The sequence below is a fragment of the Variovorax sp. GW823-FHT02B07 genome, from assembly GCF_058797695.1.
In genome coordinates this window covers 1-999 of record NZ_JBXAJX010000019.1, presented here as the reverse complement: position 1 = coordinate 999, position 999 = coordinate 1, and the positions used below count along the sequence as shown (strand labels likewise).

Below are 999 nucleotides of genomic sequence, written 5' to 3'. Positions count from 1 at the left end.
AAGAGTGGGGTTGAGGAAAGGAACAGCGCAGGAAGCGCAGTCAGAACGGATCGACGATTCATTGAGTAGGAGATCACCTGGGTCTGATTGCATCGAGCGGCGGTGGATATCCCATGGAGGGAAAGTGTTCGGCCAGGAAATACCAATCCGGCACCTCCCCCTTCTCTCCTCCGACACGGCCGAGACCGGACATCGTTCTCCTTGCATTCGTTCTCACCACGCTGATCAGACATTCGCAGCCTTCCCTCTGCCTCAACGTGGAAGCTTGATGTTGGAACCCTCTTTATTGAGGTTGCGACCAAGCTTGCCGATGTCGGTGCCGCCGAACTGCTTGAACTCCTTGATCTGGGTGTTGGACAGGTTCAGCGTTTTGGAGAAAACGACTGAGCTGAGCATCAAACTGTCGACGACGCTACTGCCAAGATTCAACGTCGAGGCAATCGACGTGTTGCTGATCTCAAGACTCCCTATGCGGCCATTGCGCATATCAACCTCCTGAAAATTGCCCCCTTCCACCAAGAGCCGCGCTGTATTCAGGTAGGTCGCATCGATTCGACTGGCTTTCATATTCTTGAGCGTCACGCTTTGGCTGACTGGAGGACGGCTCTTGTATGCGGGCTCCTGCTCCGCTCCACCGACCCATGGCGCCTCAGAGTCCGGCGCGCTTGGCAGCACGCAATCGTTCAACAGCACGCTCGTCACGCGATTGGCGGCCAGGTAGAAGACCTTCTGACCACTGCCACTGATCTTCACGCCACTCAAGTTGATGGCTTTTCCCGACGCGACGGCGAGATTCATCTTCTCTGCGTTGACTCGCTCCATCAGGATTTCGCCCTTGAGCGTCGCTTTGCTCAGGTCCAAGGTGCCGAAGGTGCTATCACGGATCGTGAGGGATTGGAAGTCCGCGGGCACCATGCTGAAATCGCCACGCAGCTTGCAGCCTTCAATCAACACGTCAGCGAAGACTCCGCCCGACTCCTTGCTTCGGGGGGTGCACTT

1 protein-coding gene is annotated in these 999 nt (G+C 56.5%); it reads right to left on the bottom strand.

What is annotated here, in order from left to right; translation table 11 throughout:
• Nucleotides 1-252: 252 nt before the first annotated feature.
• Nucleotides 253-999: hypothetical protein (locus AC1RGU_RS31330; protein ID WP_492700416.1), on the bottom strand; the 747-nt coding region annotated here is incomplete at its 5' end.